21 protein-coding genes are annotated in these 21,513 nt (G+C 63.2%); 5 read left to right on the plus strand and 16 right to left on the minus strand.

What is annotated here, in order from left to right:
• Window positions 1-112 precede the first annotated feature (112 nt).
• From FGK64_RS02550 to FGK64_RS02570, 5 genes are all read right to left on the minus strand, one after another.
• The gene (locus tag FGK64_RS02550; RefSeq protein WP_138862230.1) at window positions 113-328 is read right to left on the minus strand and encodes a hypothetical protein; all 216 of its coding nucleotides are present in this window, start codon (window positions 326-328) and stop codon (window positions 113-115) included.
• A 355-nt stretch (window positions 329-683) separates the two neighbouring features.
• The gene (locus FGK64_RS02555; RefSeq protein ID WP_138862231.1) at window positions 684-1,034 is read right to left on the minus strand and encodes a hypothetical protein; all 351 of its coding nucleotides are present in this window, start codon (window positions 1,032-1,034) and stop codon (window positions 684-686) included.
• 34 nt (window positions 1,035-1,068) lie between these two features.
• Complete coding sequence (locus tag FGK64_RS02560; protein ID WP_342773925.1) at window positions 1,069-1,530, minus strand: DUF6497 family protein; 462 nt, start codon at window positions 1,528-1,530, stop codon at window positions 1,069-1,071.
• A 29-nt stretch (window positions 1,531-1,559) separates the two neighbouring features.
• The gene (locus tag FGK64_RS02565) at window positions 1,560-1,958 is read right to left on the minus strand and encodes a cupin domain-containing protein (RefSeq protein WP_138862233.1); all 399 of its coding nucleotides are present in this window, start codon (window positions 1,956-1,958) and stop codon (window positions 1,560-1,562) included.
• A gap of 108 nt (window positions 1,959-2,066) precedes the next feature.
• The gene (locus FGK64_RS02570) at window positions 2,067-3,599 is read right to left on the minus strand and encodes an acyl-CoA carboxylase subunit beta (RefSeq protein ID WP_138862234.1); all 1,533 of its coding nucleotides are present in this window, start codon (window positions 3,597-3,599) and stop codon (window positions 2,067-2,069) included.
• A gap of 222 nt (window positions 3,600-3,821) precedes the next feature.
• On the opposite strand from FGK64_RS02570, the gene FGK64_RS02575 reads away from it, so the two are divergent.
• The 3 genes from FGK64_RS02575 (at window position 3,822) to FGK64_RS02585 (ending at window position 7,930) form a co-directional block, all read left to right on the plus strand.
• The gene (locus FGK64_RS02575; protein WP_138862235.1) at window positions 3,822-5,144 is read left to right on the plus strand and encodes a M10 family metallopeptidase; all 1,323 of its coding nucleotides are present in this window, start codon (window positions 3,822-3,824) and stop codon (window positions 5,142-5,144) included.
• Window positions 5,145-5,243: 99 nt separating this feature from the next.
• Window positions 5,244-6,458 carry a multidrug effflux MFS transporter gene (locus FGK64_RS02580; protein WP_138862236.1) on the plus strand — a complete coding sequence of 405 codons (1,215 nt, stop codon included), beginning with the start codon at window positions 5,244-5,246 and terminating at the stop codon, window positions 6,456-6,458.
• A 71-nt stretch (window positions 6,459-6,529) separates the two neighbouring features.
• A complete protein-coding gene (locus FGK64_RS02585) occupies window positions 6,530-7,930 on the plus strand; it encodes a helix-turn-helix domain-containing protein (RefSeq protein WP_138862237.1) in 1,401 nt (466 codons plus the stop codon).
• A 150-nt stretch (window positions 7,931-8,080) separates the two neighbouring features.
• Here FGK64_RS02585 and FGK64_RS02590 read toward each other — a convergent pair whose 3' ends face one another.
• The 10 genes from FGK64_RS02590 to FGK64_RS02635 form a co-directional block, all read right to left on the minus strand.
• Window positions 8,081-8,668 (minus strand): thermonuclease family protein, encoded by a 588-nt coding sequence (locus FGK64_RS02590; RefSeq protein WP_342773926.1) that lies wholly within the window; start codon window positions 8,666-8,668, stop codon window positions 8,081-8,083.
• A 126-nt stretch (window positions 8,669-8,794) separates the two neighbouring features.
• The gene (gene betA, locus FGK64_RS02595) at window positions 8,795-10,444 is read right to left on the minus strand and encodes a choline dehydrogenase (protein ID WP_138862239.1); all 1,650 of its coding nucleotides are present in this window, start codon (window positions 10,442-10,444) and stop codon (window positions 8,795-8,797) included.
• Window positions 10,444-11,091 (minus strand): glutathione S-transferase family protein, encoded by a 648-nt coding sequence (locus tag FGK64_RS02600; protein ID WP_138862240.1) that lies wholly within the window; start codon window positions 11,089-11,091, stop codon window positions 10,444-10,446. The genes betA and FGK64_RS02600 overlap by 1 nt, the downstream gene beginning before the upstream one ends.
• An 85-nt stretch (window positions 11,092-11,176) precedes the next feature.
• Complete coding sequence (gene betB / locus FGK64_RS02605; protein WP_138862241.1) at window positions 11,177-12,628, minus strand: betaine-aldehyde dehydrogenase; 1,452 nt, start codon at window positions 12,626-12,628, stop codon at window positions 11,177-11,179.
• Between the two features lie 60 nt (window positions 12,629-12,688).
• Window positions 12,689-13,867: a BCCT family transporter gene (locus tag FGK64_RS02610; protein ID WP_138862242.1), complete on the minus strand. Its 1,179-nt coding sequence runs from the start codon at window positions 13,865-13,867 to the stop codon at window positions 12,689-12,691.
• Window positions 13,868-13,980: 113 nt separating this feature from the next.
• Entirely contained in the window at window positions 13,981-15,489 is a 1,509-nt protein-coding gene (gene betC / locus FGK64_RS02615) for a choline-sulfatase (protein ID WP_138862243.1), read from the minus strand.
• Complete coding sequence (betI, locus tag FGK64_RS02620) at window positions 15,486-16,058, minus strand: choline-binding transcriptional repressor BetI (protein WP_138862244.1); 573 nt, start codon at window positions 16,056-16,058, stop codon at window positions 15,486-15,488. Before betI ends, betC begins: the two co-directional genes overlap by 4 nt.
• An 87-nt stretch (window positions 16,059-16,145) precedes the next feature.
• On the minus strand, window positions 16,146-17,141 hold the full coding sequence (locus FGK64_RS02625; protein ID WP_138862245.1) for a DUF1036 domain-containing protein: 996 nt from the start codon (window positions 17,139-17,141) through the stop codon (window positions 16,146-16,148).
• 68 nt (window positions 17,142-17,209) lie between these two features.
• Window positions 17,210-18,115 carry a DMT family transporter gene (locus FGK64_RS02630; protein ID WP_138862246.1) on the minus strand — a complete coding sequence of 302 codons (906 nt, stop codon included), beginning with the start codon at window positions 18,113-18,115 and terminating at the stop codon, window positions 17,210-17,212.
• A 40-nt stretch (window positions 18,116-18,155) separates the two neighbouring features.
• Complete coding sequence (locus FGK64_RS02635; protein ID WP_138862247.1) at window positions 18,156-18,773, minus strand: LysE/ArgO family amino acid transporter; 618 nt, start codon at window positions 18,771-18,773, stop codon at window positions 18,156-18,158.
• Between the two features lie 94 nt (window positions 18,774-18,867).
• On the opposite strand from FGK64_RS02635, the gene FGK64_RS02640 reads away from it, so the two are divergent.
• On the plus strand, window positions 18,868-19,776 hold the full coding sequence (locus tag FGK64_RS02640) for a LysR family transcriptional regulator ArgP (protein WP_138862248.1): 909 nt from the start codon (window positions 18,868-18,870) through the stop codon (window positions 19,774-19,776).
• A gap of 4 nt (window positions 19,777-19,780) precedes the next feature.
• Window positions 19,781-20,473 carry a nitroreductase family protein gene (locus FGK64_RS02645; RefSeq protein WP_138862249.1) on the plus strand — a complete coding sequence of 231 codons (693 nt, stop codon included), beginning with the start codon at window positions 19,781-19,783 and terminating at the stop codon, window positions 20,471-20,473.
• A 172-nt stretch (window positions 20,474-20,645) separates the two neighbouring features.
• Here FGK64_RS02645 and FGK64_RS02650 read toward each other — a convergent pair whose 3' ends face one another.
• Window positions 20,646-21,386, minus strand: a complete 741-nt coding sequence (locus tag FGK64_RS02650) for a YebC/PmpR family DNA-binding transcriptional regulator (protein ID WP_138862250.1) — start codon at window positions 21,384-21,386, stop codon at window positions 20,646-20,648.
• Window positions 21,387-21,513 lie beyond the last annotated feature (127 nt).

Here is a 21,513-nt window from a genome sequence, read left to right on the forward strand (position 1 = left end):
TCGGTTCATTTGGAAAGGTACGAAACGCAAAACGCCACGCACCGGCGCGCGGCCGGGCGTGGCGTTCGAACGTGTCGTGCGGACCGCGCAGTAGCGGTCCGTGAATGTCAGATCAGCACTTGCTGGGGTATTGCTGGCAATACAGCATGTTTGCCGCTGCACCCGCTGCCGTGCCGACGATCGGATTGGTGTCGGTAAGGGTTGCCACCCCAAGACCGGCTGCACCGCCGTACAGCGCGCGTTCGGTCGGGTCGTCGCCACAGGCTGCAAGTCCGCCCAGCAGGGCCAGAACGATTGCGCCGCGTTTTGCGAAATGGGAATACTGCATGGGTTTTGTCCTGTTCGTTTTTGTTTGCTCGATAAATCAACCCATGACCCATTCCCCGGGTTCCGCAAGCTTTCGTGATTATCGCATGTAGTTTGAGCGAATTCCCGCCGCACAGGCCGCGCGGAACATAGAAAAATGCCGGGCAGGCACGAGATGGGTAAGCGCGACTGCCCGGCAAGGGAAGGGGTACGGAATATGTAATCTGCATCGGACGCCTGCATGATGGCACCCTTTGCACAGTCGACACTGCGCGCTTCTCGGGCCTGCGCCAAGCACGCCGAAAACGGCACCGGATTTTGGGCCAAAACCCGCCGAAAGCTGCGCCGCGCACGCAATTTCATGCCGAAGCCGCCCATCATTCGCCCTCGAACACCTCGGGGAAAGCCGCGCGGGCCGCCGACACGTCAATTTGCAGCAGCGCGTCATAGCTGGTCGGATCGAAAGGGTCTTCTGCCGGAATGACCTCGCGGCCGAACAGCCAACTCAGGCGGCCCGCGTCCAGGTTACCCCGCTCGAACGGCTCTTCGCCGAACTGTTCCCACAGGGCCGTCATGAAGGCGGCGTCGATCCGTTTGTCCAGCGACTTGCGGTCGCGGAAACGTTCGCGCCGTTCCAGCGGAGTGACGCCCCGTGGATTGGCACGCCGAATGGTGAACTGAAAGTCGGTGCCGGGGTAGCGGCCCGGAAATCCGCGATGTTTCAGCATGGGGCGACATCTTTGGCAAAAGGGTGTGAGGGCATCAGAATTCTTCCCAGATGCAGGCGCCATCGCGCGGCGTGTAAGCTTCAAAGAACTGGGTCGCCTCGGCATCGCTTACGCCAAAGTCCACCGGTCGATCCGAAAGCGAAATCACCACCCGTGCAGCAGCAAGATTGTGGTGCAGGATATAGGGCAAGGCGAGCGCGGTGCAGAGGTGATCCATGTCTTCGGCCGCAACCGCCGGATCCATCCGCCCCCCACCCTGCGCAATGTCGGGCGCCACGAACCGGAACCGGACCCAAAGCGCCCCGGGCGCTTCGTCCAGCAACACTTCGGTCAGGGTGACGGGTTGGCCCGACGGCACCTCGACAGGGGTGGCACGGACATGGGATGCACAGAAAATCGGCAATGCAGCGACGATCAGCGGAATAAATCCGCAGCCCCGGCCTTTCCCTTGCGAAAAAGCTCCTCCTGCCGGGGCCGCAGGCGCAGCGTTCGTCACGCGCGCTAACCAAAATCTTCGACGCTTCATCATGGAGCGATTTCTTCCGCCGTGTCAAACGTTGCCGGACTCGTGATCTCGATCAGCTCCATATCGTCGGAATGTCGGACCTCGCGATGGCGGATTCCGGGGGGTTGAAGAACGCAGGAACCCGCCCGCAAAACGTGCTCTCCCTCGCCTTCATATTCGAAAACCACCCAACCCTTAGTGACATAGACCATCTGAAACACCAGATCATGCGAGTGCCATCTGCCCGGGCTTTCCATGCCCGGAACCGCCCGGATCACATGCGCGCCAAAGTCGCCCTTGGTCGCCTCACTGATGCCAAGCTGGCGATATTCGAAGAACGGGCGCAGCCCCTGCCCTTTGAATTCACCCGCATCTGCATGGCTGATGACAAAGGACTGATTCGCCCAAAGCCGACTCATTGACGCACCCCACCCTCTGGTTTTGCGAAATCGTTTGGTCTGACAGTCATGGCCCCTGCCTTTCGCAATTTGTGGCACAGGCGCCCCGCGACCGTGGGGCAGCCCGGATTACAGCGGAATGTTGTCGTGCTTCTTCCACGGGTTTGTCAGCTTCTTGTTGCGCAGCGACGCAAAGGCCCGCGCAACGCGGCGACGTGTGGAATGGGGCATGATCACCTCGTCGATGAAGCCCTTTTCGGCCGCGACAAAAGGGTTCGCGAACCGGTCTTCATAGTCGCGCGTATGGGCCGCGATCTTCTCGGCGTCGCCCAGATCGGCGCGGTGGATGATCTCGGTCGCGCCCTTGGCGCCCATCACGGCAATTTCAGCCGTGGGCCAGGCATAGTTGAAATCACCCCGGATGTGTTTCGACGCCATCACGTCATAGGCGCCGCCATAGGCCTTGCGGGTGATCACCGTCACCTTCGGCACCGTCGCCTCGCCATAGGCGAACAGCAGCTTGGCACCATGCTTGATGACGCCGCCGTATTCCTGCCCGGTGCCGGGCAGGAAGCCGGGCACGTCGACAAAGGTCAGGATCGGGATTTCAAAACAGTCGCAGAACCGCACGAAGCGCGCAGCCTTGCGTGAACTGTCGATGTCCAGACAGCCCGCCAGCACCATCGGCTGGTTCGCCACCACGCCCACGGTCTGACCTTCCAGACGGATGAACCCGGTGATGATGTTCTTGGCGAAATCCTCCTGGATCTCATAGAAATCGCCTTCGTCCGCCGTTTTGACGATCAGTTCCTTCATGTCATAGGGCGAATTGGCATTTTCCGGGATCAGCGTATCAAGGCTGGCCTCGACCCGGTCGGGTTCGTCGAAGAACGGCCGAACCGGGGGCTTTTCGCGATTGTTGAGAGGCAGGAAATCCACCAGCCGCCGCACCTCGGCCAGCGCCTCGACATCGTTCTCGAACGCCCCGTCGGCCACGCTGGATTTCTTGGTGTGGGTCGAGGCCCCGCCAAGCTCCTCGGCCGTCACCACCTCGTTCGTCACAGTTTTCACCACGTCGGGTCCGGTCACGAACATGTAGGAGGTATCGCGCACCATGAAGATGAAATCGGTCATCGCGGGCGAATAGACCGCGCCACCGGCACAGGGGCCCATGATGACACTGATCTGGGGCACCACGCCGCTGGCCATGATGTTGCGTTGAAACACCTCGGCATAGCCCGCAAGGCTGGCCACGCCTTCCTGAATGCGCGCGCCGCCGGAATCGTTGATCCCGATCACCGGCGCACCGTTCTGCATCGCCATATCCATGATCTTGCAGATCTTCTGGGCGTGGGTCTCCGACAGCGACCCGCCGAAGACGGTGAAATCCTGACTGAAAACATAGACCATGCGGCCGTTGATCGTGCCCCAGCCGGTAACCACGCCATCGCCTGCCGGGCGCTGCTTTTCCATCCCGAAGTCGGTGCAGCGATGGGCCACGAACATATCGAACTCTTCAAAGCTGCCTTCATCCAGTAGCAACTCGATCCGCTCGCGCGCCGTCAGCTTGCCCCGCTTGTGCTGCGCGTCGATCCGCGCCTGCCCGCCGCCAAGCCGCGCTTCGGCACGACGGGTTTCCAGCTCTGTCAGGATGTCTTTCATCGGTGCGCTACCCTTTTCTGGCAATTCGCGCGCACCCTAGCCGCAGTGCCGACAAGGCCAAAGCGGAATCTGGCAAATTTGCAAATATGATGATTTGCGAAAATCAATATTTGCAAATCAGCAAATTGCTGCATGCGCGCAATAGTTCGCCATACCGCCAGTTCAGGGGAATGATTTCAAAACGAACATCGGCTAAGAATAACAAAACGGACGGAGGCAGCCATGACGACCGACGAAATTATCGAAGCCATGCAGTTTTCGCTGGTGTCAGACCGCGTGATGTTCACGACCACCGGCCGCTATACACTGACATATCAATACGAGGGTTACGCCGAGCCGGTGGATTACCCGTCGAGTTCCACCTTCACTGGCTGGACGCCCCTTTCGACGGCCGAGCGCGCGGCATTCGAGGCGCAGCTGGCGCACATCGAAACCTTTCTGAACGTCGATTTCGTCGAAGTCACCGGCAGCAGCGACCCCGACATCAACGTCGGCAAGGTTACGATCCCTGGCAACACCATCGGCTATGGCGGGCTGTCCGTGCGCTACACTTACGGGTCAGGCGGCCAACCCGACACCATAACCTCGGTCGATTCCTTCGTGGTCTACGACAACACGCTCGACATTTCCGCCGACTCGCGCGTGTCGCTTATCCTGCATGAACTTGGCCATGCGCTGGGAATGAAACACCCGTTCAGCGCCCCCGCCCTGCCCACCGATCAGGACACCAACAAATACACGCTGATGTCCTACACCGTGAACCCCGACACCGGCACCGATGCCGATGCGATGATGATCTACGATATTCTCGCGCTGCAGGATCTGTGGGGCGCGGCTGACTACAACGAGGGCAACACCACATACTCTGGCGGCCGCGCTGATACGATCGACGTGATCTGGGACAGCGGCGGCAAAGACACCATCGACGCCTCGGGCCAGTCATCCGGCGTGCGGATCGACCTGAACGAGGGTGCCTTTTCCAACCTTTCGGGGCGCGATGACATGGCCATCGCCTATGGAACGGTTATCGAAAACGCCACCGGAGGCAGCGGCGACGACGTCATTACCGGCAACGCCTTTATCAACAAGCTGCGCGGCAACAACGGCAACGATTCCATCGACGGCGGTGGCCGCAAAGACAGCATCTGGGGCGGTGTCGGAAAGGATGTTCTGTCGGGCGGCGCCGCCGACGATCGTCTCTGGGGCGGCAGCGGACGCGACAGGCTGCGGGGCGATAACGGCGATGATCTGCTGCGCGGTGGCGGCGCACGTGACCGCATAGAAGGTGGACGCGGCGACGACATGATGTATGGGAATGCAGGCAATGACGTGTTCATCTATCGCAGCGGCCACGGCGCCGACGTGATCGCCGACTTTTCTGCCGGGAGCGATGCGGTCCGGTTCTTCCGGTTGGGCGACACCGCCAGCGTTCTGTCCGCAGCCAGTGACGTGAATGGCGACGTGTTGTTTGATTTCGGCGGCGGCAACAGCCTGACGGTTCAGGGCGTGACGCTTGCCCAGATCACCGACGATATCCTGGCATGACGGTGTCAGCCGCACGGCCACAGATAACGTAGCGACAAATTTTCGGGCATATGTGCTTGTGCAATGGACATTTCACAGAGCAAGCTTTAACCCCGATACATGCAAACGACACGTATTTCCCGTTTTCTCGACAGATCCACACCGCCGCATGTTTCGACGCTGATCCTGGCAACGGGGCTGGCGGCGCTTGGCATGAACATCTTTCTGCCCAGCCTGCCGCGGATGACCGAGTATTTTCAGACCGATTATCGGGTGATGCAGCTTTCGGTTGCGCTTTATCTTGGGATGAACGGGCTGCTGAACGTCATCATCGGCCCGATCTCGGACAGTATGGGCCGCCGCCCCGTGATTCTATGGGGCATCGCGCTGTTCCTTCTGGCCACGCTTGCCTGCATCTACGCCCCCACGGCCGAGCTGTTCCTTCTGGCCCGAATGGCTCAGGCGGTCATTGCCGTTACGATGGTTCTCAGCCGCGCCGCCATCCGCGATGTCTATTCGCAGGACGAAGCCGCCAGCCGCATTGGCTATGTGACGATGGGCATGGCCGTGGTGCCGATGTTTGGCCCCGCGATCGGCGGCGTGCTTGACGCCCTCCTTGGCTGGCAATCGAATTTCTGGCTCTTGCTGATCCTTGGTGCCGTGATGCTCTGGATCACATGGCGGGACTTCGGCGAAACCGCCACCAAAAGCGGAAAGACACTGGTTCAGCAATTCCGCGACTACCCCGAGCTGTTCCTGTCGCCAAGGTTCTGGGGCTACACGATGGCCTGCGCGCTCACGTCGGGCTGCTTTTTCGCCTATCTCGGCGGCGCACCCTATGTGGGGACCGAAGTGTACGGCCTGTCGTCCGGGGTCTTCGGCCTGTTCTTCGGCAGCCCCGCCGTCGGGTATTTTGTCGGAAATTTCCTGACCGGGCGCTATGCCGTTCGATACGGGGTGAACCGCATGGTCCTTTGGGGCAGCCTGACCATCACGGCCGCACTCTGCGTGTCTCTGGCGCTCACCCTCGCCGGGCATGACACGGCCGTCGTGTTCTTCGGCTTCATGTGCTTCGTGGGGCTGGGCAACGGGCTGTGCATTCCAAATGCGACCGCCGGCGCACTGAGCGTGCGCCCCCACCTTGCAGGCAGCGCCGCCGGCCTCAGCGCGGCCATCATGCTGGGCGGCGGCGCCGCGATGAGTGCCATTGCCGGGATGCTTCTGAAACCCGGCGTTGGCGCGGCACCGCTGATCGCCACGATGCTGGTTACGGCCGCATTGGGCATTGTCGCCATCACGGTGGTGATCCTGCGCGAGCGGCAATTGCGGCTTTAGAACCCGCTTGCCCGGGTAAGTTTGCAAATCTATGCTTCGCCAAAAGCAAAGTCGCAAACCCGGGAGAGTCCATGCCCGCACAGAAACTCTACGCTGGCGCGAAGCTGCGCGAAATCCGATCGCGCATCGGGCTGACGCAGAAGGATTTTGCGACCAAGCTGGGCGTGTCGCTGCCCTACCTGAACCAGATGGAAAACAACAACCGCCCCGTCAGCACCACCGTGGTGCTGGCCCTGGCGCGGGAATTCGGCCTTGATGTGACCGAACTGACAACCGGCGACAGCGAACGCCTTGTCAGTGACATGCGCGAAGCGCTGGCCGACCCGCTTTTTACCGAAACCTCGCCCCCACTGGCCGACCTGCGGCTGGCCGCCTCGAACGCACCGGCCCTGTCACATGCCTTTCTTGAATTGCACCGCGCCTATCGCCAGACCCACGAACGGCTTGCCTCGCTGGACGAAGCGCTGGGCCGCGAAGGCGCCCGCACCCGCGCCAGCCCCTGGGAGGAAGTGCGCGATTTCTTCCACTACTGCGACAACTACATCGACGCGGTGGACCGCGCGGCAGAACATTTCGCCAAGGGCGCATCAGAGGGCCGCAGCATCCGCGATCTGGCAATCGAGCGCCTCGCCCGGCATGGCGTCACTGTCTCCATCGCAGAAATCGACGCGCTGCGCCGGTTCGATCCGCACGCCCGTGTCCTGACACTCTCGGCGCGGGCCGCGCCGCAGACACAGCTGTTTCAGATGCTGCTGCAACTGGCCCTGGTCGGACAGGACACGCTGATCGAAGCCACGCTCGACCTTGCCCGCTTTCGCAGCGACGAGGCCCGCGCCATCGCGAAGATTGGTCTTGCGAATTACTTCGCAGGCGCGGCCCTGATGCCCTACGCCGCCTTCCTTGCCGCCGCGCAAAGCTGCCGCCACGATCTCGAAATCCTCGCCGCCCGTTTCGAGGCGTCGATCGAACAGGTCTGCCACCGCCTGTCGACCCTGCAACGCCCAGGCGCCAAGGGCATTCCATTCTTCTTCGTGCGGGTCGATCAGGCCGGCACCATCACCAAACGCCATAGCGCCACCCGGCTGCAATTTGCCCGCTTCGGCGGCGCCTGCCCGCTCTGGAACGTGCATCGCGCGTTCGAGACCCCGGGTCGCTTCCTGCGCCAACTGGCGGAAACGCCGGACGGAGTGCGCTACATCAGCCTCGCGCGCGATGTCTCGAAACCGGGCGGCAGCTATGGGGCGCCCGTCCGTCGCTTTGCCGTTGCACTCGGGTGCGAAGTGCGCCACGCGCCCTCGCTTGTCTATGCCGACACACTCGACATCACTAAGGCCACGGCCTTCGAGCCCATCGGCATTTCCTGTCGCATCTGTGACCGCCGCAAATGCCACCAGCGATCGGTTCCGCCGCTTGAACGGCGGCTGACCATCGACACCGACGAACGCGGCGTCCTGCCCTACGAGGTGCTCTGACCCAGCCCCAACGTGGCTCGATCGCGCTGACGCGCGATGCCTCCGGCGGGGATATTTGGACCCCAAAGAAGCAGGGAGTCTTCCCGCTTCACCATCGTGAAAATACTCCGGGGGAGTCCCGCAGGGACGGGGGCAGCGCCCCCTGGCCCGCTATCGTTTCGCGCGACGCCACCCTGCGGCGCGCGCCTCAGCTTCCGAGCAGAACCAGCGCTCCCCCTTGTGCGGCGAAATTCGAGTCTTGGAATAGTGGTCCTGCCGCGGCACGTGATAGATCCGCTCACCTTTGGACGAGATATTGCCCTTGATCGAACAGCTATGTTGCGACGACTGCGCCGGAACTTTCACGACCTTGCGTTGCGCGGTGCGGAACTCGGCGGGGCGCATCGTCTCGGCCCCATGAATGCCGACACCGGATACCACCGCGCGCTTTTCGTCCAGATCGTAATCCATCGAGTATTTGCGGTAGGCAAAGGCAAGCCCCTGCTGCACCATCTCGCGCCCGGCATCTGCGCCATTGACCTGACAACGCGCAACAACACGTTGATATCGGTCAACTGTGACCGCATGGCAGTCAGCGGTTCGCCCGTGATACAGACGGGCTGTCTCATCCGTCGTCCACTGACCGCAGGGCCAGTCCGAGGAATCCGCGCGGCGACAGGTCTGATCGCGCTCGGGCGCATCAATGCCGAACAGCCGCACGCGCACGCCGCCGACATCCCAGGTATCGGCGTCGATCACCCTGATACGGCCCGCGGGGTCCGCGCTTGCGACCGAGCCGGCCAGGACCGCAAGAACAAGCCATGAACAAATTCTTAACATGCCTCCGGGTAAACGGAGAACATGGCTATTTCAAGGAGCGTTTCTCTAGCGTTGCTCGGTTTCCCAATCAGGGTGAATCCACGGTGCATCGTTAACCGGCGCCAGTGGGGCACGGCCCAACAGGTGATCCGACATCTTTTCGCCCACCAGAATCGACGGCCCATTCAGGTTGCCATTCGTGATGCGCGGAAAGATCGAACTGTCGGCCACGCTCAGACCCTCGACCCCGATCACCCTGCCCTGCGGGTCGACCACGGCGTTCGGGTCGTCCGCGCGCCCCATCCGGCAGGTGCCGCAGGGGTGATAGGCGCTCTCGGCGTGTTCGGCGACAAATGCATCCAGATCGGCATCGCCTTGCAGATCGGCGCCGGGCTGGATTTCGTGGCGCACATAGGGTTTGAACGCCTCTTGCGCGAAAATCTCGCGGGTCAGCCGGATGCAGGCGCGGAAATCGATCCAGTCCTGCTCGGTCGACATATAATTGAACCGGATCACCGGATCGTCACCCGGATCGGCGCTGCGCAGGGTCACCGCACCCCGGCTGGGTGACCGCATCGGCCCGACATGGGCCTGGAACCCATGCCCCTCGGCCGCCGCCTGCCCGTCATAACGCACCGCCATCGGCAGGAAATGATACTGGATATCGGGGTATTGCACCCCGGCCCGGCTGCGGATGAAGGCCGCGCTTTCGAACTGGTTCGACGCGCCAAGCCCCGTCTTGGTGAACAGCCACTGCGCCCCGATCAGCGCCTTCGAGAACACGTTCCAATGTTTATACAGCGTGATCGGCTGGCTGGCCGCCATCTGAAGGTAGATCTCCAGATGGTCCTGAAGGTTGGCCCCAACGCCCGGTCGGTCGGCGACCACCTCGATCCCATGTTCGGCCAGATGCGCGCCCGCCCCGATCCCAGACAGCATCAACAGCTTGGGTGAATTCAGCGAAGAGGCCGCAAGCACCACCTGCCGCCGCGCCCGCACGACCTGCCCGCCTTTCAGCGCAACGCCCGTGGCCCGGCCGTCTTCGATCACCACCCGTTCGACCAGCCCGCGCACCAAATCACAATTGTCGCGCTTCAGCGCCGGGCGCAGGTAGGCATTGGCCGCCGACCAGCGCCGCCCCTGCCAGACGGTCTGCTCCATCGGGCCAAAGCCTTCCTGCTTTTCGCCGTTGTAGTCGCCGGTCAGATCGTACCCCGCCTGCCGCCCGGCCTCGACAAACGCACCGAACAGCGGGTTCTCGCGCGGGCCGCGTGTCACATGCAGCGGGCCATCCTTGCCGCGCCACTCCGTGTCGCCGCCGTGGCCGCCGCTGTGCCAGTTTTCCATCCGCTTGAAATAGGGCAGCACATCGGCATAGCCCCAGCCATCGGCGCCGCTGTCGCGCCAATGTTCATAGTCCATCGCGTGGCCGCGCACATAGACCATCCCGTTGATCGAGGAGGACCCCCCGATCACCTTGCCGCGCGGACAAGCCAGACGGCGGTTGTTCAGATTGGGCTCGGGTTCCGACCGATAGCCCCAATCATAACGCGCCATGTTCATCGGATAGCTCAGCGCCGCCGGCATCTGGATGAACGGCCCCGCATCGGTGCCGCCATGTTCGATCACCAGAACCGAGGCGCCCGCCTCACTCAGCCGATAGGCCATGGCGCATCCGGCGCTTCCGGCGCCGACAATCACAAAATCCGCTTCCATCATCCGGCCTCCGGGTGCCGCAGGGGGCTGTAGTCGATCATCACTTGCCGGGCGTAGGCCGGCCGGTCGCACAGCCGGTCGTAATAGGCGCGCACGCGCGGCAGCGCGGCACGTGGGATGTCGATGTCGTAGTAACGATACAACAGGTGGCCGATCACGATGTCGGCCAGACTGAATATTCCGGTGACAAAGTCGCGGCCCTCCAGCTGATCCTCGAGCACGCCCAGCGCCTTTTCGAACCCCGCAATCGCACGGGCCAGCGCGGAGTCGTCCCGGTCGGCCGCCGCCGTGCGCACCCGCGCCCAGAAGATCGGGCCGGTGAAGGCGGTGGCGACGCTTTGCTTGCCCCATTCCGCCCACATGTCCACGCCCGCGCGCCGCGCCGGATCGGCGGGCCAGAACGCCCCGCCATCGCCGTACATCGCCGCAAGATAGCGCAGGATGGCGCAGCTTTCCCAGATCACCACCTCGCCGTCACGCAGCACGGGGACCAGCCCGTGCGGGCTCATCGCGCGGAATTCGGGCGTGTCGGTGCCGCCATGGACATGGCCGTAATCCAGCCGCTCATGCTCCAGCCCCAGCTCGGCAATGCCCCACATCACCGCCTGCACATTCGACGAGGTGGCGCGCCCGTACACCGTGATCATGCGCGCGCCCCGGCCCGTTCTGCGTCGCCTCGCGGCGCACAGCATGACAGCGCGCGGTAGCGCACCTTTTGGTTGCGCTGCGCCATCAGAACGGTGCCTCGGTGTCGCCCATGCGAACGTAGACCGATTTGACCTGGCTATAGTGTTCGATCGCGGCCGAGGAATTCTCGCGCCCCACGCCCGATTGCTTGACCCCGCCAAAAGGCGCTTCTACCGGCGCGTCGTTGTAAGAGTTGATGAAACAGGTGCCGGCCTCAAACCCTGCCGCCACGCGGTGGGCGCGGGCCAGATCGCGGGTATAAACGCCCGCAGCCAGCCCGAATTCGGTGGCATTGGCGCGGGTCATCACCTCTTCCTCGGTATCGAAATCCAGCACCGCCATCACGGGGCCAAAAATCTCTTCCTGCGCGATCACCATATCGTCGGTCACATCGGCAAAGACGGTCGGTTCAACCCAGAACCCCTCTTGCCCGACCTGATTGCCGCCGGTGACAAGCCGTGCGCCTTCGTCCTGGCCCTTGGCAATATAGCCCAGCACGATGTCCATCTGGCGCTGGCTGACCATGGGGCCAAAGCTGGTGTCGGGGTCCATCGGGTCGCCCATGCGGGCGCCCTTCAGCCGTTCGGTCAGGCGGGTCAGGAACGCCTCTTTGATGCCCTTCTGCACGAAAACACGGGTGCCGTTGGAACAGACCTGTCCCGAGGAATAGAAATTGCCAAGGATCGCGCCCGATACGGCGTTGTCCACATCGGCGTCGTCAAAGATCACCAGCGGGGATTTCCCGCCCAGCTCCATCGTTACATGCTTCATGCCGGCGGCGGCGGCGGCATAGACCTTGCGGCCCGTGGGAACTGACCCGGTCAGCGATACCTTGTCGACATCCGCATGGCCGACCAACGCGGCGCCTACATCGCCCAGTCCCTGCACCACGTTGTAAACGCCCTTGGGCAATCCGGCCTCGACCAGGATTTCCGCAACCTTCAGCGCGCACAGCGGGGTCGTCTCGGACGGTTTGAAGATCATCGTGTTGCCGCAGGCCAGCGCGGGCGCGCCCTTCCAGCAGGCGATCTGGGTCGGGTAGTTCCACGCGCCGATCCCGACACACACGCCCAGCGGCTCGCGCCGGGTATAGACCCAATCCTCGCCCAGTTGGATGTGCTGGCCGGTCAGCGTGGCGGCCATGCCGCCGAAGTATTCCAGCGCATCGGCGCCGCTGGTGGCGTCGGCCACGCTGGTTTCCTGATAGGGCTTGCCCGTATCCCAGGTTTCCAGCACCGAAAGGTCGTGATTGCGGTCGCGGATCATATCGGCGGCGCGGCGCAGGATGCGGCCCCGTTCCGTCCCGCTCATCGCAGCCCATGCGGCCTGTGCCGCTTGGGCCGAAGCCACAGCGCGCTCGACGATCGCGGGCGTGGCGGAATGCACTCGCGCGATCACCGCGCCGGTCGCCGGATAGATCACGTCGATGGGGGTGCCGCCGGTGTCCTCGACGTACTCGCCGTCGATGAAATGGCTCGCTTGGGGCTGTGTCTGCATGGTCGTCCTCGGATGGGTTGGCCGCGCCGGAACACCCCGGCGCGGTCTGGTCTTGTCAGGTCAGGTGGTTGGCGTGGCCACGCCGTCGTTCAGGGGGGCCAGTTGGTCGCGTCGGGTGATCACATAGATCACGCAGGCCACGTAGATCGCGATCACCACGGTGCCGACCCACTGGATTTGCAGCCACTGGCTCTGGAACAGCAGCGTCAGCACGAACAGCCCTACCGCATTGCCCAGCACATACATCGGGCCGCCGAGGCGTTCCGCCGACAGGTTCAGGTTGTCGGTATAAAGCCGGATCAGCGAGTCGAACGAGTTGATGACGAAGATGATGCCGACAATGGTCATCGCCCAGTTCGCCATGCCCGCCGTCGGGATCGCATTCAGGTGATAGTAGTACAGAACCGAGAACCACACCGCGAGCGGGATCGACGGGAACACCAGCAACGCCGCCAGCAGCTGCCAGGTCTTCAGCCCCCCGACAAAGCGCGAGGTGAATTGCCCGATCATGATCGACCAGGCGAACCACCAGAACAGGTAGAATTCGTGGTATTCGGTCAGCGGCAGGATGAATTTGTGCAGGTTGCCGAAATAGCCGCCGATGTTGCCTGCGACGCCGAAAAACTCGCCCAGCCCCATGCCCGCGTTCAGCCACATGCCCGCGATCAGCGCAAGGAACAGCGCGGTGGACCCGACCGACAGCACCTTGACGTAGCGGATGTCAGTTGAGGAAAACGCCGCCGCAAGGATCACGAGGAAGCAGATCAGGTAGAACACCGGCAGGATGGTTTCGCCGTCGCCCACCTCGGCGATGTAATAGGGCATGTAGATCAGGAACAGCGCCCCGGTGAAGGCGCAGGTGGTGATGATGACGATGGTGTTTGCCAGCTTCACCAGCGGCTTTTCAAAGAACTTCACCCGCGGCTCGATGGCACAGAAGTAAAAGGCCGTGAGGAAGTAGAAGGCCCAGATCAGAAAGCCCCAGAACCCGAATTCCAGCGCCAGCGGGTTGGTAAATCCATAGGCGGGTTCAGCTGCGGTGTCGGCGTAAAGCGGATAGTCAAACGCCAGCGGAAACATGATCAGCCCCACGTCCAGGCCGGATGTGAAAAGGATCGCGATGAAGGTGAACAGCGGCACCGGGTCAGGCCCGATCAGGCGCAGGTTCCACCATTTGATCGTACAGAAGATCACCAGCGCAAAGGCCAGCAGGATCCCGAAAGATATGATTGCGGTCATTGTTGCGTCGTCCCTGTTGTTGCCGGGTCATTCGTGTGATCCGGTCGCGGATGCCGTTTGTGTATCCGGGCCGGCGCGGCATCCCGCATCACCGGCCCGACCTTGAAATGGGCCTATTCGCCGCGCGGGAAGCGTTTGCTTTCCTCCAGCACGTTCAGATCCATGTGGTTGCGCATGTAGCGTTCGGATGCCTTTTGCAGCGGTTGGTAATCCCATGGGTAATACCCGCCCTGACGCAGCGCCTCGTAAACCACCCAGCGTCGCGCCTGACTGGCGCGCACATCGGCGTCGAACCGGTCCAGATCCCAGCGCGCATCGGCCATGTCGCGGAACTGCGCCAGCGTGTCGGCATGGGCCGGATCATCGGCAAGGTTGGTCAGCTCGTGCGGGTCGCCCGCCACGTCGAACAGCTGTTCGGGATCCAGTGCGCAGCGGGTGTATTTCCACCGCCCCTGCCGCAGGCAGACCATCGGCGCATAGGACGCTTCGGCGGCGTATTCCACCGCAACGGGCGCCGTGCGCTCGGCCCCGTTGGCCAGCGCGGTCAGGTCTTCGCCATCGGTCCAGGGCGCGATCTCGGCCACGTCCACGCCCGCCAGCGCGGCCAGCGTCGGGTTCAGGTCCAGCGTGGAGACCGGCGTGTCCACCAGCCCCGGTTGCAGCCCCGGCGCGGCGATCATCAGCGGCACCCGCGCGGATCCCTCAAAGAAGGACATCTTGAACCACAGCCCGCGTTCGCCCAGCATGTCGCCATGGTCGGACACGAAGGCGATGATCGCCTCTTGCCGGGTGTCTTCCAGCACCTGAAGGATTTCGCCGATCTTGTCGTCAAGATAGCTGATATTGGCGAAATAAGCCTGGCGCGAGCGGGCGATGTCATCGTCGGTGATGTTGAAATCGCGCCAGTTGTTGGCATCGAAAATCCGCTTCGAATGCGGATCCTGCGCGTCATAGGGGATGGCCGGGACCGTCGGCGCCAGGTGGTCGCACCCCTCGTACAGGTCCCAGTACTTGCGCCGCGCGACATAGGGGTCGTGCGGGTGGGTAAAGCTGACCGTCAGGCACCAGGGCCGGTCGTCATTGCCGCGCGACAGGTCGTACAGCTTGGCCGTGGCGTTATAGGCGACTTCGTCATCGTATTCCATCTGGTTGGAAATCTCGGCCACGCCCGCGCCCGTGACCGAGCCCATGTTGTGATACCACCAGTCGATGCGTTCCCCCGGTTTGCGGTAGTCCGGGGTCCAGCCGAAATCGGCGGGATAAATGTCGGTCGTAAGCCGCTCCTCGAACCCGTGCAGCTGATCGGGGCCGACAAAATGCATCTTGCCCGAGAGGCAGGTGTAATAGCCCGCGCGCCGCAGATGGTGGGCGTAGGTCGGGATGTCGCTGCGGAATTCGGCGGCGTTGTCGTAGACCCCGGTGCGCGACGGCAACTGCCCCGACATGAAGGCCGCACGTCCCGGCGCGCAGAGCGGGCTGCCGGTATAGGCGTTGGCAAAGCGGGTCGAGCGCGCCGCCAGCTTCTTCAGGTTGGGCGCGTGCAACCAATCCGCAGGGCCGTCGGGGAACAGCGTGCCGTTCAGCTGGTCGACCATAAGGATCAGGATGTTGGGTTTGCTCATACGCCGTCTCCGGTCAGTTTGGCCAGCACGTCCAGAGCGTGGACGGTGGCGCGTTCGGGTGTTTCGGGGTCGCTGAGCGCGGCGCGGATATACAGCCCGTCGATCAGCGCAACCATGGTATCGGCCACCGCCTCGGGCGCGCGGCATATCGGACGCAACGCATGGGTCAGGTTCGAGCGCATCCGCCGCTGATAGATCCGCCACAGGCGCAGCGCCTCGGGGTTGGTCTGGGCCAGCACGTAAAACGTCATCCAGGCGGTGGTGGATTCGGGTGTGAAGCAAGAGGGCGCAAAACACGCGCGCACGATGGCCGCCGCCCGGCCCTCGGGGTGCGCCATCACCAGCCCGGCGCGCGCCTCGGCACCGAAATCACCAAGAATGCGGCGCATTGCAGCCAGGAAAATCTGCTCTTTCCCGCCAAAGTAGTGATGCGCCAGCGCGCTGGACATACCGGCCCGGCGCGCGATCTGGCTGACCGTCACATCCAGAGATCCGACCGCGCCGATTTCGGCGATCGTCGCCTTCACCAGCGCCTCTCGGCGAATGGGTTCCATTCCGACCTTGGGCATGCCCTCTCCTTTCGGGAATTGCTCCCTAGGCTAGAAAGGGGTTATTGACTCGTCAATCAATAAAATCCGATACGCGCCCGGCGCACGTTAGTCGCCTCGCCTGAATTCCAGGAAATTGCCGTCCGGCAGGTAGATCAGCGTCATCTTCTGCGCGTCCAGCACCTCGACCTTATAGCACTGTTCCTCGCCGGTCTCGGCGTCGGTTGCGCTTAGGTAAAGCCCGGCGTTGGCGTTCTGTCCGCAGGTCTGGCCGATGGCCAGGTATTCGGTCTGCCCCGGTCGACCGCCAAAGGTGCTGGTGCGTTCGGACCCAACGACATCGAACCGCGCATTGGCATCGTCGTGGGCGAACCACGTGCCCTGCATCCGGTTCAGGATGATATCTGCCTCGGTCGGCTCACGCCCGGAAAGACCCGTCAGCACCATATGGGCGCCCAACCCCGAGACCTCGGTCAACCGCCCCCGTACGGTCACCGATGCCCCGGGGGCCTTTTCATGCAGCCGCTTGAACAGGAAACCCGGCGTGCCCGCCCCTGCCACGACTAGAAACTTGGTGCCGCCCGCATGAAAGCTGCAAATGGCCTGCGAGTCTTCCACCGGTTGAGAGCACCCCTGAATCCGCGCATCCCCATGATAGCTTTCGCCAGCCACCTCGGGCCGGGTTTCGGCCTGATGCATCATCTCTGACAAAGCCACACGATGGCTGCCCGCGCTGGCGCCGGTGTCGATCTGGCGAAACATCGCGCTTTGGAACCCGCGCGCGGCGCATTCGTCGCTGCCCGGGATCACAAACGCCTTCTCCATCGTGCAAAAGCGAAAATCTTCGGCCGCGAATTCCCAGCCCTTCGATTCGGACAGCAGGTAATAATACCGATGCGTCAGATCACCCTCGATGGTTTCGGCGCATTGCGTGGGCGCAAGGTTCCACCAGCCCTGCGAGACCAGCTTGCCGTCCGCCTCGTATCCGACGGCGACGCTTTGATTTGCTTTGGTATCGTTGCACACCTGCAGCCCGGCCCGCGCCGGTCCCGGCGCCTGAAGGGCAAGCAGCATCAATGCCGACACGTAAGCTGTCGCCTTCATTGCGTTCTCCCGACCCCCGAGGCCCCTTACACTCTATCGGCAAACCCCGCTGCGGGACAATCGCCAGTTCACAGTTTGGTGGCATTCACCACCGGGGTCACCGGACGCCGCTTCAGCCGCGCCTCACGCCATGTGATAAAGCTGACCGACCCCATGATCAGCGCCCCGCCCGCCATGACCCAGGCATCCAGCGGCTCGCCAAACACGATAAGGCCAAGGATCGCAGCCCAGACCAATTGCAGGAAGGTCACCGGCTGTGTCACCGACACCGGCGCCACGGCAAAGGCCAGCGACATCGCGTAATGCCCCACGGTGGCAAAAGCCGCAACCCCGGCCAGAACTGCAAATTCCCAAAGCGTGGGCTGCACCCAATGCGTCACGGCAAACGGTGCCAGAGCTACGGTAACAAAGACAGACAGCATGCCAACCACCAGCGCAGGATTCGATTTGTCGACGGTGATCTTGGCCAACAGGTACGACCCGCCGAACACCAGCGCCGCCAGCATCATCGCCCAATGGCCGGCGCTGATCTCGCGCAGTCCGGGGCGCAGGATGATCGCCGCCCCGATCAGCGCCAGCACGATCGCAGCGATCCGCCGGAACGCCAGTTTCTCGCCCAGGAAAAACGCCGCGCCGATGGTGACATAGATCGGCGACAGAAAGTTGATCGCGGTTACATCCGCCAGCGCAATCCGCGCCATCGCATAGAACCACAGCGCCACACCCGCCGCATGCAGCACCCCGCGGGTGACGAACTGCGCCCACAGGCGCGGCGCAATCGGCTCGGCAAACATGCGCGGCACCAGCGGCAACAGGAACACCAGCCCGAACAGATAGCGCAAAAACGCGGATTCAACCGCCGGGATCCGGGGGCCAAGATATTTGACCAGCGCATTGACGGCGACGAAACAGAAGCCCGCGAAGAGCATCCAGAGCACGCCCGCGACCGGGCGTTGAGGGGCGGATTGATCCATACCACAGGTTCAACACCCTTCCCGCAAGCATGGCAACCCTTCACATCGCAATCAGTTTCGCGGCGATGGCCCACATGGTCACCCCGATCAGCGCATCCAGTATCGCCCAGGCCCGAGGCCGTGCGAACAAAGGCGCCAAAAGCCGCGCGCCATAGCCCAATGCAAAGAAGAACGCGAAACTGGCGCAGATCGCCCCAAGTCCGAACAGCAGGCGCGCCTCGTACTGTGCCGAAACCGTCCCCAGCAGGACCACCGTATCCAGATAGACATGCGGATTGAGCCAGGTGAAGGCCAGCACTGTCGCCAGCGTGGCCCCGAGCCCGCGCCCGCCCGTCGCGACGCCGTCCACGGTCAGCGCGGCACCCCCGCGCCATGCACTGCGCAGGCTCAACGCCCCATACACCAGCAAAAACGCCGCCCCACCAAAGCGCATGACTCCTTCCAACCAAGGGGCTAACCGCGCCAGAGTGCCAAATCCCGCCACCCCGGCTGCGATCAGAAGCGCGTCGGACACGGCACAGGTCAGACAGACGGCAAACACGTGCTGCCGCGCCAGCCCCTGCCGCAACACAAATGCGTTTTGCGCTCCGATCGCGAGGATCAGACTGAAGCCAAGGGCAAACCCCGCGATGATCGCGGTTGTCGGGTCATTTTGCATGGTCGAATGCTCCGTGGACAGGGTGACAGTTTGACTACGCCGGGCCAACGAGTGTAATCCAGTTAATTCCACGCACCATAATTAAGTTCTACTAATGTCATTCGACCCCGATCACCTTGCCGCCCTCTCCGCCATCCTTCGACATGGCAGTTTCGAGGCCGCAGCCGCGGAATTGCTCGTGACGCCCTCGGCTGTCTCGCAACGCATCCGCACGCTCGAGGAACGGGTTGGCGCGTCCCTGATCCGCCGCGGCCAGCCCTGCACTGCGACCCCCACCGGGGCCCGGCTCGCCAAACACGCCGAGGATATCACCCTGCTCGAGGCGCAGCTGGCTCGCGATCTGTCGCTGGACTCGCGGCCCTACCCGGCACAGGTGCGCCTTGCGGTGAATGCCGACAGCCTTGCCACGTGGTTCGTGACCGCGCTGGCGAACCTGCCCGATCTGCTGGTCGATCTGGTGATCGACGACCAGGACCACAGCGCCGACTGGCTCCGTGACGGCACCGTCAGCGCCGCCGTCACCGCGACGGGCCGCCCCGTACAGGGCTGCGACGCCATTCCGCTGGGCACGCTGCGCTATGCCGCCACCGCCAGCCCGGCCTATCTGGCGCGCTGGTTTCCCGGCGGCCTGTCGCCTGAGAACCTGTCCCGCGCGCCCTGCCTTGTTTTCAGCGCCAAGGACAGGCTGCAACACCGCTGGATGGAAACGAACGTGCCCGCGTCGCGCCGCATGTCTCCCCCGTGCCACGTGCTGCCGTCGACCCACGCCTTCGTCGATGCGGCGCTGGCGGGCGTCGGCTGGGGCATGAACCCCTGGACGCTGGTGAGCGATCACATCCGCGCCGGACGGCTTGCAGAACTGCGCCCCGGCGCGCTACTGGATGTGCCACTGTCCTGGCAGGTCAGCCGCATCATGGCCCCCGCTTTGACACCGCTGACCCAGGCCGTCCGCCAGGCCGCTACCGCCGGGCTGCATCAGCCCCTTAAACCGCGCAAGGAGTAACCCGATGTTCGCCAAAGATGCCCTCTCCTACGCGGCCATCCCGCTGCCAGACCGCTTCGAGCATACCGACGACCAGATGCGTGCCCGGGCTCAAGCCTTCCATGACCACATGCGCCGCCGCCATACCGTGCGCGATTTCAGTGCCCGGCCCGTTCCGCGCGAGGTGATCGAAACCTGCATCCGCACCGCCGGCACAGCGCCTTCGGGCGCCAACCATCAGCCCTGGCACTTTGCGGCCATCGCCAGCCCGGCACTGAAACAGCAAATCCGCGACGAAGCCGAAGAAGAAGAACGCCGGTTCTACGCCGGCGGCGCCGGTGACGAATGGATCAAGGCGTTGGAGCCCATCGGCACCACGGCAGACAAGCCCCACCTGACAATCGCTCCCTGGCTGATCGTTGTCTTCGCCCAACGCTGGGGCGAATTCGACGACGGCACCCGGTATAAGAACTACTACGTGCCCGAAAGCGTGAATATCGCGACGGGGTTCCTGCTGGCCGCCCTGCACGACGCCGGGCTCGTCACGCTGACCCACACCCCCAACCCGATGAAATTCCTGACACCGGCGCTGAATCGCCCGGCCTCTGAAAAACCCACGATGATCATTGCGGTCGGTCATCCGGCGGAAAACGCCACCGTCCCGGAGGTCGCGAAGATGAAAAAGCCGCTGGAGCAGATTTCCAGCTTCTTCGACTAGGAGCGGTGTCTGGACACAAAAAACCGCGCTGACGCGCGGTGCCTCCGGCGGGGATATTTTGGGCCCAAAGAAGCAGGTCTTCCAACCCGCCCTTTCATTATTCAAGAAATACTCCAGGGGAGTCCCAAAGGGACGGGGGCAGAGCCCCCATCCGACCTCTCCCGAGTGTCGCTCAGAGCTGGGCCATGACCTCGTCTGAGGCTTCAAAGTTGGTCGTCACACGCTGAACGTCGTCATCGTCTTCCAGCGCATCCACCAGCTTCATCAGCTTCTGCATGTTCTCAAGGTCCAGTTCGGTCGTCGTGCTGGGGCGCCACGCCAGTTTGGTGGACTGGCTCTCGCCCAGTTCGGCCTCGAGCGCGGCAGAGACATCGTTCAGGTCGGTGTCGGCGCACCAGATGGTGTGGCCGTCTTCGGTGCTCTCGACATCCTCGGCGCCGGCTTCGATGGCCGCCATCATCACCGTATCGGCATCGCCCGCGTCGGGGCCATAGGTGATTTCGCCCTTGCGCTCGAACATGAAGCCGACCGAGCCAGTCTCGCCCAGGTTGCCGCCGTTCTTGGTGAAAGTCGAGCGCACGTTCGACGCGGTGCGGTTGCGGTTGTCGGTCATCGCCTCGACGATCACCGCCACGCCGTTCGGGCCATAGCCCTCGTAGCGGATTTCCTCGTAGTCGTCGCCCTCGCCTGCCTGCGACTTCTTGATCGCGCGGTCGATCACGTCCTTGGGGACCGAGTTCGACTTGGCCTCTTTCACCGCAAGGCGAAGGCGCGGGTTCTTGTCGGGATCGGGGTCGCCCATCTTGGCCGCGACGGTGATTTCCTTCGACAGCTTGGAAAAGAGTTTCGACCGCGCGGCGTCCTGCCGCCCCTTGCGGTGCTGGATGTTTGCCCATTTGGAATGGCCGGCCATGAGGCGCCTCCGATCTTCGGTGGTAAGGTTTGCGCCTCTATATGGCAGGCAGGTATGCCGCCGCAAGCCCGCGCCCATCTCCTTGGCAACGGCGCTGTCCGCGCTAGGCTAAGGCAAGACGGCAACG

Source organism: Arenibacterium halophilum (genome assembly GCF_005938225.1).
Lineage (GTDB): Bacteria > Pseudomonadota > Alphaproteobacteria > Rhodobacterales > Rhodobacteraceae > Arenibacterium > Arenibacterium halophilum.

Excerpts from the sequence above, each read along its gene's own strand:
- FGK64_RS02550 (WP_138862230.1), bottom strand. The coding sequence starts at position 328 with ATGCAGTATTCCCATTTCGCAAAACGCGGCGCAATCGTTCTGGCCCTG.
- FGK64_RS02555 (WP_138862231.1), bottom strand. The coding sequence starts at position 1,034 with ATGCTGAAACATCGCGGATTTCCGGGCCGCTACCCCGGCACCGACTTT.
- FGK64_RS02565 (WP_138862233.1), bottom strand. The coding sequence starts at position 1,958 with ATGAGTCGGCTTTGGGCGAATCAGTCCTTTGTCATCAGCCATGCAGAT.
- FGK64_RS02570 (WP_138862234.1), bottom strand. The coding sequence starts at position 3,599 with ATGAAAGACATCCTGACAGAGCTGGAAACCCGTCGTGCCGAAGCGCGG.
- FGK64_RS02575 (WP_138862235.1), top strand. The coding sequence starts at position 3,822 with ATGACGACCGACGAAATTATCGAAGCCATGCAGTTTTCGCTGGTGTCA.
- FGK64_RS02580 (WP_138862236.1), top strand. The coding sequence starts at position 5,244 with ATGCAAACGACACGTATTTCCCGTTTTCTCGACAGATCCACACCGCCG.
- FGK64_RS02585 (WP_138862237.1), top strand. The coding sequence starts at position 6,530 with ATGCCCGCACAGAAACTCTACGCTGGCGCGAAGCTGCGCGAAATCCGA.
- betA (WP_138862239.1), bottom strand. The coding sequence starts at position 10,444 with ATGGAAGCGGATTTTGTGATTGTCGGCGCCGGAAGCGCCGGATGCGCC.
- FGK64_RS02600 (WP_138862240.1), bottom strand. The coding sequence starts at position 11,091 with ATGATCACGGTGTACGGGCGCGCCACCTCGTCGAATGTGCAGGCGGTG.
- betB (WP_138862241.1), bottom strand. The coding sequence starts at position 12,628 with ATGCAGACACAGCCCCAAGCGAGCCATTTCATCGACGGCGAGTACGTC.
- FGK64_RS02610 (WP_138862242.1), bottom strand. The coding sequence starts at position 13,867 with ATGACCGCAATCATATCTTTCGGGATCCTGCTGGCCTTTGCGCTGGTG.
- betC (WP_138862243.1), bottom strand. The coding sequence starts at position 15,489 with ATGAGCAAACCCAACATCCTGATCCTTATGGTCGACCAGCTGAACGGC.
- betI (WP_138862244.1), bottom strand. The coding sequence starts at position 16,058 with ATGCCCAAGGTCGGAATGGAACCCATTCGCCGAGAGGCGCTGGTGAAG.
- FGK64_RS02625 (WP_138862245.1), bottom strand. The coding sequence starts at position 17,141 with ATGAAGGCGACAGCTTACGTGTCGGCATTGATGCTGCTTGCCCTTCAG.
- FGK64_RS02630 (WP_138862246.1), bottom strand. The coding sequence starts at position 18,115 with ATGGATCAATCCGCCCCTCAACGCCCGGTCGCGGGCGTGCTCTGGATG.
- FGK64_RS02635 (WP_138862247.1), bottom strand. The coding sequence starts at position 18,773 with ATGCAAAATGACCCGACAACCGCGATCATCGCGGGGTTTGCCCTTGGC.
- FGK64_RS02640 (WP_138862248.1), top strand. The coding sequence starts at position 18,868 with ATGTCATTCGACCCCGATCACCTTGCCGCCCTCTCCGCCATCCTTCGA.
- FGK64_RS02645 (WP_138862249.1), top strand. The coding sequence starts at position 19,781 with ATGTTCGCCAAAGATGCCCTCTCCTACGCGGCCATCCCGCTGCCAGAC.
- FGK64_RS02650 (WP_138862250.1), bottom strand. The coding sequence starts at position 21,386 with ATGGCCGGCCATTCCAAATGGGCAAACATCCAGCACCGCAAGGGGCGG.